The organism is Flavobacterium sp. AK-345 (assembly GCF_058310175.1).
This window is the reverse complement of record NZ_JBZEER010000009.1, coordinates 13243-29441: the sequence shown is the minus strand read 5'-3', so window position 1 is coordinate 29441 and position 16199 is coordinate 13243. Positions and strand designations below refer to the sequence as shown.

Sequence of the window (16199 nt, the reverse complement as noted above, 5' to 3'; positions counted from 1 at the left end):
TAAAGTAAAAAAAGTCTCATTTTCAAGTAAATGAAAATGAGACTTTTTTAGCTTAAAGAATTCAATTATTCTACTATAATTTTTTTAGCAGATGCTGCGTCACCATTAATCAGGTATATATAATAAACACCTTTTGGCAATCCAGATAAATTGATTGTATTATTTGTGTTATTTGAATTTAGAGTAAATGTTTTTACTAATTGCCCTAATTCATTATAAACATTTGCTTTCTCTAAAATGATATTGCTAATATTTACTTCTCCATTCGTTGGATTTGGATAAATCGTGGCTTTGGTAAAAGCAGGATCATTAACACCTAAATTTTTACAAGTATTAGAATAAGTTGTGGTTGCTTCTTTAATATTTGACCAATTGGCATTCGAATAATCAGCATCATCAACCTGTATACAACTAAGAGTTGTAAGTCCTAAAAAACTTGTATATAAATCAGATGCTGCATTTTTACCGGTTTGTGTTGGCAGGATGAAGTTTCTGTTATTACCATTTCGTAAGTTTAATGATACCAATGGATTATTTGCTACATAAACAATTGTAAGTTTTGTATTTTCAGATAAATCTAAAGTGGTAAGCTGATTTGAAGAAGCATTTAATGTTTCTAAAAGACCATTGTTGCTTATATCTAAAGTTTTAAGTTGATTATTACTCACATCCAGATAAGTCAATGAAGTAAAATATTCAATACCTGATAAATCAGATATATTACTGTTAGAAAGATCTAAAGAAGTAATTGAGTTTAAGTTTGAAGTTGTCTTTCCGTTTAAACCATCTGTATCAATTCCTAAATCAATTAATTTTTGTTCGAAATTTGAATCTGAAATTACAACAAAAGAATCTGAACAATCTGCACTATAGTTTGCTGTGGCGTCTTTTTTAGCACTCCAGTTTGTGTTGGCATACGCTACATCATCAACTTGAATACAAGCTAAATTTGGATTGTTTGTAAGATTTAAATATGCAAATTTAACATTGTTTGCATTCTTCAAATTTAGACTCGTTAATTGATTAGAATTAGAATATAAACCGACTAAAGCAGTATTTACGCTAACATCCAAAGTGGTTAGCTGATTTTTTGAACAATTTAAAAATTCTAAAGCTTTATTTTTACTTATATCTAAATTTGTTAATTGATTAGATTGACAATATAGCTCTGTTAGAGTAGTGATTTTAGAAATATCCAATTGGGTTAATTTATTTTCGCGACAATCCAGCAGTTTTAAAGCTGTATTCTTACTTACATCTAAACTGGTTAATTGACTAGTATTACAGCCCAAAAATGTTAACGCAGTATTTGAGCTTACATCCAAAGCAGTATATTTGTTTGAACCCGAATCTAATTTTGTTAACGCTGTATTTGCTTTTACATCTAAAGCTGTTAATTGATTTGCATAGCAGCTCAAATTAAGTAAGGCAATATTATTACTTACGTCTAAGTAGGTTATTCTATTGTTGTTACAGTCTAGAGTAGTCAGGGCTATATTTTTACTTACATTTATTGTTGTTAATGAATTTTGACCACAATATAAATCAGTTAATGATACAAAGTCTTGTATTCCTGTTAAATCAGAAATATTACTTTTGGTAAGGTCTAAGAACTTTACAGTGCTAATATTAGAAGTAAGGACTTTTCCATCAACAGTACCAGAATCAATACCTAAATCAATTAATTTTTTCTCAAAATTTGGATCAGGAATTAAAGTATAATTCGCAGTATCTCCAGGAACATACAAAGCAGCAATTTCTTCTGGAGTCAATACACGATTCCAAATAGCAATATCATCGATAGTTCCTTTAAAGCCTTCCTTTACAGTATCTCCGAAAATTCTTTGCCCAATTCTAAAGATGTTTCCAATAGTATTTAAACTCACTGCTTTTTGATCAACAAGTTTACCGTTTACAAATATTGAAATTTTAGTTCCATCATAAGTAACCGTAAAAAAATACCAACTATCGTTAGCGTAATCAAAATTGTTGATGTAAAAGTCGTCATTAGAAAAACTCGCTCCGCTTATCATTTGAAGATAACCTTTACTATAAATTGAAAGAGAAAGTCTTTGCAATTTGGCTAAAGTGCCATAATCGAAAATAGATACGTCATATTTATTAGGATCAGAAAAAGTATCGTTTGTTTTAAACCATCCCGAAATTGTTCTTGCAGCATTGTTTTTAGGAATATTTGGTATAACAGCATCAATGTAGGTGTTTACGCCATCAAAACTATAGGCAGTATTGCTATTTCCAAATCTGTCTGATGTTAAAGTAGCTGCTGTAACAGTTCCATTTACTCCGTTTCCGCTTGTATCATTTGCATTTCCATTAAAAGGATAATAAGCAACCAAACCATTTGTTGGTATTTGCTCATTTCCTGAAGTCTTTATAATTGTTACATCGACTAAAGCTCTTATACTTTCACATACGTCAACTGTTTGTGAAACATAATATTTACCAGTTTGCAATACAGTTGATAAGCTTAAAGCAGTTCCTCCTGCAGGAACACTATACCATTTTAGATTACTTCCATTAGCTTTTAAATCTGCAACTGTAGCATTATTATTTAACGTTTGTGCATTAGCAGTTGGAGGAAATGGATTACCTGCAGTTATTGTTATAGTATTCGAGGTTATACATCCATTGGTATTTCTCGTATTTACGATATAATTTCCTGGTGATAAATCAGTAAATAGATTTGAATTTTGATAAATAAAATCCGGTGAAATCGCATATTGATATGCTTGTGTTTCCCCAGTTGTGCTAACAGTTAGAGTTCCACTATTATCGTTACAGACTGCGTTTGAAACTGTTACAGTTGCAACAGGTAGTGTTGGTTGTATAATAGTAAAAGCTTTTGTGATTGATAATGAAGCAGCATCTGTTACTGTACAAGAGTATTCACCAGCGCTCAATCCAGTAATCGAACTGGTTGTTTTTCCATTAGACCAAAGATAAGTATATGGAGCTGTCCCGCCCGAAACATCTGTTACCGAAGCTGAGCCATTATTGAGGCCAAAACAGGTTATATTGGCTTGAGATGTTGTCATTGTATATGAAGATGGGCAATTTACTTTTGCGGGAATAGTAATATTAAGACGTGATCCTGTAGCCAGTTGTCCATCATCATTACTTCCACAAGTCCATACAGTCGAATCTGTTTTCAAGGTAACGGAATAACGATCTGATCCGGAAGCCATTTGCCAATTGTTGTCACTTCCTACTTGTATAGGTATAAGACTATTGGTAGTTGTGCTATTGCCGTATTGACCATACGAATTAGCACCCCAAGCCCACAATGAATTATCAGTTTTTATAGCAAATGCAAAACCCGATCCTGTGTCTATAGTTTTCCAAGTTGTCGATGTTCCTATTTGTCTGGGAACATTTTCTGCGACAATTGTACCAGTTCCTAACTGCCCTGAATTATTATTTCCCCATGCCCATAAAGTACCATTTGTTTTTACAGCAATCATATAGTTACCTCCGGCAGATATTGTTTTCCAATCAGTTGTTGTTGATATCTGTGTGGGAACATTTTTATTATTACTACTGCCATCACCCAGTTGTTTTTGATCATTATTTCCCCAAGCCCATAAAGAGCCATCTGTTTTTATAGCAACAGTAGAGTTACCTCCGGCAGATATTGTTTCCCAAGTAGCTGTTCCTATCTGTGTAGGAACATTTTTGCTTGTATTAGAACCATTACCTAATTGTCCATAATAATTATATCCCCATGCCCATAAAGTACCATTTGTTTTTAGAGCAATTGCGTGGGTGGTTCCCACAGATATTGTTTTCCAATCAGTAGAAGTTCCTATTTGGGTTGGAATGCTTTTATTTACAGCTGTACCATCTCCTAATTGTCCGGAACTATTATTCCCCCAAGCCCATAAAGTGCCATCTGTTTTTACAGCAATTGTATATCCCCATCCTAATGCTACTTCTTTCCAGTCATTATCAGATCCTATTTTAGTAGGGACATAACTACTTGTGCTAGTGCCATTACCAAACTGTCCAAACGAGTTATCTCCCCATGCCCATAAAGTACCATCAGTTTTTAAAGCAAGTACATATGTATTTCCCGCAGCTATAGATTTCCAGCATTGAGCATTTATTTGTAAACAAGAAAATATTAAAATTAAAAGTAAAGTTTTTTTCATAAATTGGATTTTGCGTTTTTGGTAGTACAAGAATACGAATTTGAATTTACATTTTATTACGGAAAGACGCATTAAAGAGATTAATATGAAATCGTTAGCATACTTACCTCAGTGAAAATACATTTGTAAATAAAAGCTTTCTTTTATTGCAAAAAGCGACTTAAATTGCTGCAAATAAATCATAACACAGTGTTAACTGTTAGTTTTTTGTAACAAAAAAGTATAATTTAGACCCATCTTTTAACTTTACATTTATAATATAGATACATGAGTCATATAAAACCTCTCAAATTATCTGCTTTTGCATTACTTGTTTTAGCAGGTTGCAGCGCTACTATGCAAGCGCAAGTTTCAACTTCTAAAGAATTTATTACAGCTCCTTTAGCGGTTGTTAAAAAAGCTCCGGTTACCGAAAATGAATTAAAAAGATGGAGTCATCTTGACCTGATCAAAGATTCGATTCCGGGAATGAGTGTTGATAAGGCTTATGCCGAATTATTACAAGGAAAAACAGGTAAAAAAGTAATTGTAGGTATCGTTGATTCTGGTGTTGATATTGAGCACGAAGATTTGAAAGGAATGATCTGGACAAATCCTAAAGAAATTGCCGGTAACGGAATCGATGACGATAAAAACGGATTTATAGATGATGTTCACGGATGGAATTTCCTTGGAAATGCTGTCGCTGAAAATCTTGAAATGACTCGTATCATCAAAAAGAAAGATGACGGATCTGCTGAATACAAAAATGCATTAGCTCAGTATACTGAAAAATATGAGAAGGCATTAAAAGATAAAGAGCAGGTAGATTTTTTATTAGACGTTCACGCAACGATTAAAAAAGAGTTAAATAAAACGACTTATAAAGTTGAAGATCTAAGCACTATTACTTCTACAGATCCAAAAGTGACAAGAAGTAAAATGATCATGACTCAGGTTTTTACAAATGCAGGACCAACTTTTGATCCTGAAGCTGATTTTGAAGAATACAGAGAACAAGTTTACGATCAGTTAAATTATAACTTAAATAAAGAATTTGACGGAAGAAAAGTCGTAGGAGATAATCCTGAAGACATCAAAGACAGTCATTATGGTAATAATATTGTTTTTGGTCCCGACAAAGAAAAAGCACTTCACGGAACACACGTTGCAGGAATCATTGCACAAATTCGTGGTAATAATTTAGGCGGAGACGGAGTTGCTTCGAATGTTGAAATCTTAACCGTAAGAGCCGTTCCTGATGGTGATGAGTACGATAAAGATATCGCATTGGCAATTCGCTATGCGGTGGATAACGGAGCAAAAGTAATCAACGGAAGTTTCGGAAAAAGTTTTTCTCCGCATAAACAATGGGTTTACGATGCAATTAAATATGCTAAGAAAAAAGATGTTTTAATCGTTCATGCTGCTGGTAATGACGGTTATAATATCGACGAAACAAAAAACATCAACTATCCAAATGATTCTGAAGACAACATCAAAGAATTTTCAGATAACGTAATTACTATTGGTGCAATTAATAAACAGTATGGAGAAAGTGTAGTAGCAGGATTTTCAAACTTCGGGAAAATAAATGTTGACGTTTTTGCTCCGGGTGAAGAAATTTATGCAACAGTGCCAAACAATAAATACAAGTTTTTGCAGGGAACTTCAATGGCATCACCAAATGCGGCTGGAGTAGCGGCATTAATTCGTTCTTATTATCCAAAATTAAAAGCTTCGCAAGTAAAACAAATTTTAATGGATTCAGGAGTTGCGCTTCCGGCAAAAATATTTTTAGGCGAAAGTGAAAATCCAAATCAGGAACCTGTAGCAGTTTCTTCTGCAGAGTCATCAAAAACAGCTAAAATGGTAAATGCTTACAATGCATTATTAATGGCTGAAAAAATGTCTAAAAAATAATACCATAAATATACTAATCCAGTGGAAGAGTGCGAACTCTTCCATTTTTTATTATAAAAATCATGCATAAAATTATTCTACTTTCTTTTTTGAGTTTTGGTTTAAACTCAGCTTTTGCACAAAGCGCTCCGTATTGGCAACAACATGCCGATTATAAAATGGAGGTTTCGATGGATGTAAAAAACTATCAATACAAAGGAAAACAAGAGTTGGTTTATACCAATAATTCTCCTGATACTTTAAGAAAGGTGTTCTATCATTTATTTCCAAATGCATTTCAGCCTGGAAGTGAAATGGATGCCCGCCTTCATTTTATAAAAGATCCGGACGGAAGAATGGTCAATAAAATAAAAGGTGCTGATGGAAAAGATGTAAAACAAAGCAGAATTGAAACTTTAAAACCAAATGAAATCGGTTTTTTAAAAATTAACAATCTTAAACAAGATGGTGTTTCGGCCCAAACAAGAGTTTCCGGAACAATTCTGGAAGTAACTTTGGCAAAACCAATTTTACCAAATTCTAAATCGACTTTTACATTAGATTTTGACGGACAAGTTCCAGTTCAGATTCGTCGTTCCGGAAGAAATAATTCAGAAGGAGTTGAATTGTCAATGTCGCAATGGTATCCAAAATTAGCCGAATTTGACTTCGAAGGCTGGCACGCAGATCCATACATCGCAAGAGAATTTCACGGTGTTTGGGGTAATTTTGATGTAAAAATTACAATTGATAAAGAGTATACAATTGGAGGTTCAGGATATTTGCAGGATAAAAACGAAATCGGTCACGGTTACGAAGATGCCGGTGTAACGGTTACATATCCTAAAAAAGCAAAAACATTAACGTGGCATTTTATAGCGCCAAATGTTCATGATTTTACCTGGGCAGCTGATAAAGAATATACACATGATATTGTAAAAGGACCAAATGATATCGATTTGCATTTCTTCTACAAAAACAATCCAAAAACAACCGCAAACTGGAAACAATTAGAACCTCTAATGGTGAAAGTTATGGAGTATTACAATCACAGAGTTGGACAATATCCATACAAACAATATTCATTTATTCAAGGTGGAGATGGCGGAATGGAATATGCAATGTGTACGCTAATGTTAGGAAACGGAACACTGGAAGGAATTCTTGGAACTGCAACTCATGAATTAGGACACTCTTGGTTTCAACACATTCTGGCTTCAAACGAATCTAAACACCCATGGATGGATGAAGGTTTTACAACCTATATTGAAGACAGCGCTTTGAATGAATTAAAAGGAGATAAAAAAGAAGTAAATCCGTTTAAAGGAAATTATGCTGCTTATTATCAATTGGTTCAATCAGGAAAAGAGCAGCCACAAACAACACACGGTGATCGTTACGATGAAAACAGACCTTATAGTATTTCATCTTATATAAAAGGAAGTATCTTTTTATCGCAATTAGAATATGTAATTGGAAAAGAGAATCTTGACGCTACTTTAAAAAGATATTTTAACGATTTCAAATTCAAACACCCAACTCCAAATGATATCAAAAGATCGGCAGAAAGAGTTTCAGGAGCTGAGTTAGATTGGTATTTAACCGATTGGGCTCAAACAGCCAATACAATTGATTACGGCATTAAAGATGTTGCTGATAATGCAGGAAAAACTACCGTTACTCTGGAAAGAATTGGAAGAATGCCAATGCCAATAGATTTAAAAGTAGAATATACAGACGGAACTTCTGAAAACTTCTACATTCCGTTAAGAATGATGAATTTCATCAAACCGAATCCAAATCCAAACGAAAAAAGAACAGTTTTAGAAGATTGGGCTTGGGCACAGTCAAACTATAGTTTTGCAATCGATAAAAACAAAGCAGCAATCAAAAAAATCACAATTGATCCAAGCGGATTAATGGCTGATATTAAAGCTGCCAATAATGTTTTTGAGGTGAAGTAATTTACTTGATAAAATAACAAAAGCCCTTAAAATTAATTTTTTAAGGGCTTTTCTATTCAGTAATGAATTTATAAAACAGGTTTTATATCAGTTGCAATATCATTTTGTCTATTCTTTTTTAAAGGAAACATTTTTCTGTAACTTAATACTCTCCATAGCCATTCAACCGGGCCATAATTGAATTTTGAAAGCCACCATTTGCTTATGAACAGCTGAATTGTAAAAACAAAAACAGCTAAGAAAAAGTAAAACCAATAAGGCAGTGTATTGTAAATTTTGAAACCAATTCCTGAGAAAAGAAAACACGCAATAATATTTTGCATCAGATAATTGGTCAGCGTCATTTTACCGCTTACTCTAAAATAACTAAAAATTGTTTTGAGTTTTCCGTTGGTATACAACAAACAAATTCCAGACGAAATACAAAGCATCGTATTTATTATGATCCAAAAAACGGGATGAAAAACCGTGAAAATTATTTTCTGCTTAATTGCAATTTCAAAAAGAGCACCTGCAATTATGGCCAGAATTAACGTAATTAAAAAAGTTCTTTTTAATAGTTTTTTAAATTCAGGTAAACGATTAAAAAAGTTAATTTTTTGGGCATAAAAACCTAAAAGCATAAGAGCAAACATCACAACATGAACCGTAACAGCATAACGAAGACTAATCATTTCCTGATAATAAGTTCCCAGTAAGTTAAATTGAAATACATCAAGCCAATTATCAGAATAAAATAGTTTTAAATATTTAGCCGTAGACTGTACATCGGGTAATGTTTGTTTTATCGAATTAATATAAGCGCTAAGAAACGGAACAGATAAAAGAAGTATTCCGCAAGTTATTAAAATTGTTTTTGGAGAACTTCTGTAAAAGAACAAAAGTAACAACCCTAAAAAAGCATAATCTTTTAAGATATCGCCCAGCCAAAAAGCAGAATTTATAAAAGCAAAAAGAAATAAAATAAACATTCTCCAGCAAAAAAAGGAAACAGGATTTTTACCTTTTTCTGCAACATTATTAATAAGAACTGCAAATCCGTATCCAAATAAAATGCTTAACAAAGTCCAGGATTTAGCAGAAAAAAAATAAAGATTGAAATAACTGATAATCTCAGAAAAAATACCTTTTTTCATGATAAACCGTTCTAATCCAATGTAGCGGAAATCAACATAATTTCCTATTGCAACTCCCAATAAAGCCCAGCCTCTTAAAATATCAACAATAGCGGTTCTTTTATCTTCCTGAATGGGCTGAAATGAATTTGTCATAAATTAAAATGGTTTTTTGGTATAAATGTTTTTGGTTTAATTTGTTCAAATGTAAGAAAATAATTATAAAATCAATTTTTATAACATTATGTGAAATCAAAATATGAGATAAAAAAATCTCGAAATAAATTCAGCATTTCTTGTTTTAGACCGTTCTTACTTCCGAAATAATTTCCGACTGTTTTTTCTTCTTAAACGGAAATAATTTTCGATAACTAGCACATCTCCAAAGCCATTCAATTGGTCCGTAATTGTATTTGGACAACCACCATTTACTTATAAATAATTGAAGAATAAAGACAAAAATAGCCAGTGCAAAGAAAAACCAATAGGGCATTGTCGCTTTGATTCCCAAACCAATTCCGGAAAAAATAAGAGCCGCCAGAATATTTTGAGCAATATAATTAGTCAAAGTCATTTTGCCGCCGAAACTAAAATAACTGAAAACCGTTTTGAGTTTTCCATTAACGAATAACAGCGTAATTCCGGTTGCGATAAAAACCATTGTACTTAAAATCAGCCAGAAATACGGGTGGAAAAATTTGAGAAAGCCCGCTTTGTATTCAATAGCGACGAAGAAAACAACACCAATTATAATGGCAATAACTAAGCTGCTTATAAGTACATATTTCAAAAGTTTTTTCATTTCGTTCAGCCTGTCAAAAAAGTTTAATTTTTGAAGCATAACCCCAAAAAGCATACAGCCCAGCATTACAATATGTGCCGTAATAGCATATCCGGGAGCAATGATTTGTTGGTAAAAAGAAGCCAGTAAATTAAATTTAAAAAATTCCAGCCAGTTTCCGGAATAATACAATTTTAAATATTCAGGATTTGAAATAATGTCTATTCTTTCAAAATTAAAGCTTTTGATATAGGCCATTACAAAAGGAATAATAAGAATAAGGACAGCAGAAATAATACCTAATGTTTTTGCCGAACATTTATAAAAAAGCAATAATACAAGTCCTAAAAAAGCATAATCCTTTAATATGTCCCCAAACCAAAAAGCAGAATGAATAAAAGCCAGTATAAAAAGCAAAAACATTCGCCAGCTAAAAAAAGTAACAGGGTTTTTGCCTTTTGCGGCGACATTATTAATTAAAATAGCAAAGCCATAACCAAATAAAATGGTTAATAAAGTCCATGATTTTCCTGCGAAAAAAAACTGATCAAACTTAGATAATATTTCAGATAAAACACTATTGGTTTCGTTTGGTACACTAATATGCGGAAGACCGCAATAATTGCCAATAACTACACCTAATATGGCCCAGCCACGAAGAATATCGACAATAGCAGTTCTTTTGCCTTGTTCGATAGGATGATAAGAATTTGTCATTTGATTAACGTTTTTGTTGTGATTTGATTGATGATTTTAGATAAATTTGAAATTATTCTGATACAGCCAAAAATAAGAAATTATGCAATCGAATAATTATCTTTAAAATATCTTTCATAAAAAAAGCGTGATAATCTAAAGAATTACTTTCAGATTATCACGCCTTAAAGGGTTGATAGATAATGGAGCTTAACTCAAATGTTCAAGCATATCTTTTGTCATCGATTCAAGATCAAAGGTATGTTTCCAGTTCCAGTCTTCTCTTGCAGAACTGTCATCGATACTTGCTGGCCAGCTGTCCGCAATTTTCTGGCGGAAATCAGGTTCGTAAGTAATCTCAAATTCAGGAATATGTTTTTTAATTTCAGCAGCAATTTCAGTTGGAGTAAAACTCATTGCAGCTAAATTGTATGACGAATGTATTTTGATATCTTCCGCAGGAGCTTTCATGATATTGATGGTCGCTTCAATCGCATCATCCATATACATCATTGGCATTTTGGTTTCTGAAGATAAAAAGCATTCGTATTTTTTATCGGCAATAGCCTTATAAAAAATATCAACCGCATAATCTGTAGTTCCACCGCCCGGAGGAGTAGACCAGCTAATTAAACCAGGATAACGAATACTGCGAACATCAACACCATAAATATTATGGTAATATTCACACCATCTTTCACCCGCTTGTTTGCTGATTCCGTAAACCGTTGAAGGTTCCATTATGGTGTATTGAGGTGTATTTTCTTTTGGAGTTGTAGGACCAAAAACGGCAATACTTGATGGCCAGAAAATCTTTTTTATTTTTTTTGCTTTTGCCAGATTCAAAACATGAAAAAGAGAATTCATATTTAAATCCCATGCAAATGCAGGATTTTTTTCAGCCGTCGCTGATAAAAGAGCTGCCATCAAATAGATATCAGTAATTTGATGTATTTCAACAAGATGCTCAATTTGATTAAAATCTAATGCATTGACCACTTCAAAAGGCCCTGAATTTACAACGTCAGTATTTAATTTTCGAATATCAGAAGCAATTACATTTTCTGTTCCGTATAACTTACGCAGTTTTTGAGTCAACTCTGTCCCAATCTGACCGCAAGCGCCAATGATCAATATTTTTGGATTCATTTATGAAGATTTAGTCTTGCAAATATAACGTTTTCGCAAATAATTTTATTTTTTACATCACTAAATTATAAAATTAACAACAATGAAGTTTGTTTTTTAGATTATTCGTTGAACCTGTTAAAGCGCATTTGCTACGAATTCACGAATTTTCTTTTTTTGGTAGATTAATAAATCAATAAAATTCGTGAATTCGTGGCTATTAAATAGTCGTTAAAGTTTACGTTTTGTAATGAAAATCAGAATTCGTAATTGTAAATTTACTTTGTAACTTTGTAGCTTAATGTTTTGCCAAATGAAATATAAAATATCTCTTTTTTTACTTTTAATTTTTGTGTTGAATTCTTGTCAGAATGAAAACGAAAAGCGTCGTGCTGAAAACGAAAAAGAAGCAAAAAAGAAAGAAAAAATCTTCGATAATATTAATAAAGCCTGGGTTTTTATTGATGAACCGATCAATGAAGTCTCGGAAAAAAATGAAAGAGAATGGACTGAATGGCGTGATTTTTTAAAAGAAATTGGAGAGAAACCGAGAAAGACAATTGGTGCGTTTCAAAAAAAATCGGCAGCAATTTCAAAAAAAGCAATGGCTTTAAATACCAATATTCCGCCACAATTTAATCAGCCACAAATAAAAAGCCGAATTTCTATTTTGATTACCAAAGTCAAAATGATGGATTTATTTATTCATTTAAATCAAATTCCGGATGAAAAAGTTACTTTTTTAATTGGAGAAATAAATAAGGAAATGGTTTCTTTAGAAAGACAATTTGACAAAATTGTAGAGAAAAGTAAAATTCCAAAAGAACAAGGAGAAGAGGATTTCCTGAGAATGTTAGATACAACACGTGCCATTCCGAACACAACAGCAGCACCAATAATGCCGCCGCCACGAAATATAGATCAAAATTCACCAAAAGTTGAGTAAAAACGCCTTATATACTACGTATGACAATTTGCCTAAAATACAGCAGATTGCCACACAATTACTGGAACAGAATCAGGTAAAAATGCATCTTAGCGGATTGTTAGGATCGGCTGTTTCATTTATAATTCGCGGAGTTTTCAAAAAAACCGAATTGCCTTTTTTAGTTGTTTTAGACAATAAAGAAGAAGCGGCTTATTATTTAAATGATTTAGAACAAATGATTGGCGAGCAGGATGTATTATTTTATCCCGCTTCATTTCGTCGTCCGTATCAGGTTGACGAAACAGATAATGCCAATGTTTTGCTTCGTGCTGAGGTTTTAAACAGAATAAATTCCAGAAAAAAACCAGCCATCATTGTTACGTATCCCGAAGCACTTTTTGAGAAAGTAGTTACGCGTCAGCAATTAGATAAAAACACCTTGAAAGTGGCTTTAAACGATAAAATTTCGATTGATTTTATTAATGAAGTTTTGTTTGAATACGAGTTTAAAAGAGTTGATTTTATTACAGAACCAGGAGAATTTTCGGTTCGTGGAGGAATTGTAGACGTGTTTTCTTTTTCAAATGATCATCCGTATCGAATTGAGTTTTTTGGAAATGAAGTAGACAGCATTAGAAGTTTTGATGTTGAAACGCAATTGTCGGTCGAAACACATAAAAAAATTACGATTATCCCGAATGTTGAAAACAAGATATTTCAGGAAAACCGTGAAAGCTTTTTAGATTATATTGCCGAGAAAACAGTTATTTTCATTCAAAATACAGACGGACTTTTTAGTCAGTTAGACAAACAATTTGCAAGGGCAGAAGAAGCTTTTGAAAAACTTTCAGGAGAAATAAAACACGCAACTCCTGAACAATTATTTTTAAATCAGAGTTCGTTTATTAAACGCGCTTTGGATTTTTCGATTGTAGAATTGGCTTCAAAACCAATTTTTAAAACGGCAAAAAAATTCGAATTTCATTTTCAGCCTCAGCCATCCTTCAATAAACAATTTGATTTATTGCTGAATAATTTGAGCGAAAATCATTTTAACGGATATAAAAATTATTTGTTCTGTTCGAATGAAACGCAGGCAAAACGTTTTCATGATATTTTTGAATCGCTTGATGAAGCTAATTCTGAAAACATCAGAAAACAGTATAATACTATTGTACTGCCTCTTTACCAGGGTTTTATTGACGAAGAAAATCAAATAACGGCTTATACAGATCACCAGATTTTTGAACGATATCATAAATTCAACATTAAAAACGGCTATTCTAAAAAGCAAAATATTACGCTGAAGGAATTAACCGCACTTTCGGTTGGCGATTATGTAACGCACATTGATCACGGAATTGGGAAATTTGGAGGCTTACAGAAAATTCAGGTGGAAGGCAAAACGCAGGAAGCCATTAAATTGGTTTATGCTGATAATGATATTGTGTATGTGAGCATTCACTCGCTTCATAAAATCTCCAAATACAACGGAAAAGACGGAACGCCACCAAAAATTTATAAACTAGGATCGAACGCCTGGAAAATTTTAAAACAAAAAACTAAAGCGCGCGTCAAACATATTGCGTTCAACCTGATTCAGTTATATGCAAAACGTCGATTAGAAAAAGGTTTTCAGTTTGCGCCGGACAGTTATCTGCAAAACGAATTAGAAAGTTCGTTTATTTATGAAGATACGCCGGATCAAACCAAATCTACGCAGGAAGTAAAAGCTGATATGGAAAGCGATCGCCCAATGGATCGTTTGGTTTGTGGTGATGTTGGTTTCGGAAAAACAGAGGTTGCGATTCGTGCTGCTTTTAAAGCGGTTGATAACAGCAAACAGGTTGCGGTTTTGGTGCCGACCACGATTTTGGCCTACCAACATTACAGAACTTTTACAGAAAGATTAAAAGACATGCCGGTTTCTGTTGGCTATTTAAACCGATTTAGAACTGCAAAACAAAAAACGCAAACTTTAAAAGATTTAGCCGAAGGAAAACTGGATATTGTTATCGGAACGCATCAATTGGTTAACAAAAATGTAGTTTTTAAAGACTTAGGTTTATTAATTGTCGATGAGGAACAAAAGTTTGGTGTAAACGTAAAAGACAAATTAAAAACGATTGCTGCGAATGTTGACACGCTGACATTAACAGCAACACCAATTCCGCGAACGCTTCAGTTTTCGTTAATGGCTGCGCGCGATTTGTCAGTAATTACAACGCCTCCGCCAAATCGATATCCGATAGAAACGAATGTTGTTGGTTTTAATGAAGAGATTATTCGTGACGCGATTTCGTATGAAATTCAACGAAACGGACAAGTTTTCTTTATCAATAACCGCATCGAAAATATAAAAGAAGTTGCCGGAATGATTCAGCGTTTGGTACCAAATGCCAGAGTTGGAATTGGTCACGGACAAATGGATGGAGCCAAACTAGAGGAATTAATGTTGGCTTTCATGAACGGAGATTTTGATGTTTTGGTAGCAACAACAATTATCGAAAGTGGTTTGGATGTACCAAACGCCAACACGATTTTCATCAACAATGCCAATAATTTCGGATTATCAGATCTGCATCAAATGCGTGGTCGTGTTGGTCGAAGTAATAAAAAAGCATTCTGTTATTTCATCTGTCCGCCATATTCTTCTATGACCGAAGATGCGAGAAAACGTATTCAGGCTTTGAAACAATTTAGCGAACTGGGAAGCGGTTTTAATATTGCCATGAAAGATCTTGAAATTCGTGGTGCCGGAGATTTATTAGGTGGCGAACAAAGTGGTTTCATCAATGAAATTGGTTTTGATACGTACCAAAAAATCATGAACGAAGCCATCGAAGAATTAAAAGAAAACGAATTTAAAGATTTATATCCTGAAGAGAATAATATCGATACCAAAGAATATGTGAAAGACATTCAAATCGATGCCGATTTTGAGCTTTTATTTCCAGATGAATACATTAATAATGTGTCAGAACGTTTGGTTTTATATAACGAATTGGGTGCCATAAAAGATGAAGCCGGATTACAGGAATACGAAAGAAAACTAATTGATCGTTTCGGGCCATTGCCAAAACAAGCAACAGCATTACTAAATAGCATTCGTATAAAATGGATTGCTACAAAAGTGGGAATTGAAAAATTAGTCTTGAAACAAGGCAAAATGATAGGTTATTTTGTTTCAGATCAGCAATCAGATTATTATCAATCGTCTAAGTTCAGAAACGTTTTACAATTTATTCAAAAGCATAGTTCTCTCTGCAAAATGAAAGAAAAACAAACCGTAAACGGACTACGTTTGCTCTTAACTTTTGAGAATGTAAAATCAATAAAACGAGCTCTAGAATTGATGGAATTGTTTGAGGAATAAACGTATCTAAAATGATAGCCACGAATTCACGAATTATTTCAAAATTGATTCGTGAATTCGTGGCGAAAAAAACTAATCTAAACATATTCTAAATTCTAAATATTAAGATTTATTTATCTTTTACTTAAGAAAAAACTTAGAAGTAATAAGGTTTCTTTGGA

The 16199-nt window shown here is 33.1% G+C and carries 8 protein-coding genes; 4 read left to right on the top strand and 4 right to left on the bottom strand.

Annotated features, from left to right (window positions below):
- Positions 1–65: 65 nt before the first annotated feature.
- Positions 66–4169 carry a LamG-like jellyroll fold domain-containing protein gene (locus tag AC4FQ3_RS16030; RefSeq protein ID WP_491182503.1) on the bottom strand — a complete coding sequence of 1368 codons (4104 nt, stop codon included), beginning with the start codon at positions 4167–4169 and terminating at the stop codon, positions 66–68.
- 267 nt (positions 4170–4436) lie between these two features.
- Here AC4FQ3_RS16030 and AC4FQ3_RS16025 point away from each other — a divergent pair, with 267 nt between their 5' ends.
- The gene (locus AC4FQ3_RS16025) at positions 4437–6071 is read left to right on the top strand and encodes a S8 family peptidase (RefSeq protein ID WP_491182502.1); all 1635 of its coding nucleotides are present in this window, start codon (positions 4437–4439) and stop codon (positions 6069–6071) included.
- 62 nt (positions 6072–6133) lie between these two features.
- Positions 6134–8014: a M1 family metallopeptidase gene (locus tag AC4FQ3_RS16020; RefSeq protein WP_491182501.1), complete on the top strand. Its 1881-nt coding sequence runs from the start codon at positions 6134–6136 to the stop codon at positions 8012–8014.
- Between the two features lie 68 nt (positions 8015–8082).
- On the opposite strand, the gene AC4FQ3_RS16015 is transcribed toward AC4FQ3_RS16020, so the two are convergent.
- From AC4FQ3_RS16015 to AC4FQ3_RS16005, 3 genes are all read right to left on the bottom strand, one after another.
- Positions 8083–9285: a DUF418 domain-containing protein gene (locus AC4FQ3_RS16015; protein WP_471732941.1), complete on the bottom strand. Its 1203-nt coding sequence runs from the start codon at positions 9283–9285 to the stop codon at positions 8083–8085.
- A 145-nt stretch (positions 9286–9430) separates the two neighbouring features.
- Positions 9431–10627 carry a DUF418 domain-containing protein gene (locus tag AC4FQ3_RS16010; RefSeq protein ID WP_491182500.1) on the bottom strand — a complete coding sequence of 399 codons (1197 nt, stop codon included), beginning with the start codon at positions 10625–10627 and terminating at the stop codon, positions 9431–9433.
- Between the two features lie 189 nt (positions 10628–10816).
- Positions 10817–11755 carry an L-threonine 3-dehydrogenase gene (locus tag AC4FQ3_RS16005; RefSeq protein WP_042564744.1) on the bottom strand — a complete coding sequence of 313 codons (939 nt, stop codon included), beginning with the start codon at positions 11753–11755 and terminating at the stop codon, positions 10817–10819.
- Positions 11756–12047: 292 nt separating this feature from the next.
- On the opposite strand from AC4FQ3_RS16005, the gene AC4FQ3_RS16000 reads away from it, so the two are divergent.
- Both AC4FQ3_RS16000 and mfd read left to right on the top strand, forming a co-directional pair.
- Complete coding sequence (locus AC4FQ3_RS16000) at positions 12048–12680, top strand: hypothetical protein (RefSeq protein WP_491182499.1); 633 nt, start codon at positions 12048–12050, stop codon at positions 12678–12680.
- Positions 12673–16038 (top strand): transcription-repair coupling factor, encoded by a 3366-nt coding sequence (gene mfd / locus AC4FQ3_RS15995; protein WP_491182498.1) that lies wholly within the window; start codon positions 12673–12675, stop codon positions 16036–16038. The genes AC4FQ3_RS16000 and mfd overlap by 8 nt, the downstream gene beginning before the upstream one ends.
- The last annotated feature ends 161 nt before the right edge of the window (positions 16039–16199 follow it).